The organism is Janthinobacterium aquaticum (genome assembly GCF_009208565.1).
Taxonomy (GTDB): Bacteria; Pseudomonadota; Gammaproteobacteria; order Burkholderiales; family Burkholderiaceae_D; genus Janthinobacterium.
The window spans coordinates 1-269 of sequence record NZ_WFLK01000061.1; the positions used below are offsets into that span (position 1 = coordinate 1).

At 51.3% G+C, this 269-nt stretch carries 1 rRNA gene; it reads right to left on the reverse strand.

Annotated features, from left to right (window positions below):
* Window positions 1-269, reverse strand: a 23S ribosomal RNA gene (locus tag GCM43_RS25625); the annotation flags it as partial.

Here is a 269-nt window from a genome sequence, read left to right on the forward strand (position 1 = left end):
CACCCCATCATTTAATCTTCCAGCACCGGGCAGGCGTCACACCCTATACGTCCACTTTCGTGTTTGCAGAGTGCTGTGTTTTTATTAAACAGTCGCAGCCACCAGTTTATTGCAACCCTTTCACCCTTCTGGAGTAAACCAGTCAAGCTACCGGGGCGTACCTTTTCCCGAAGTTACGGTACCAATTTGCCGAGTTCCTTCTCCCGAGTTCTCTCAAGCGCCTTAGAATACTCATCTCGCCCACCTGTGTCGGTTTGCGGTACGGTCTC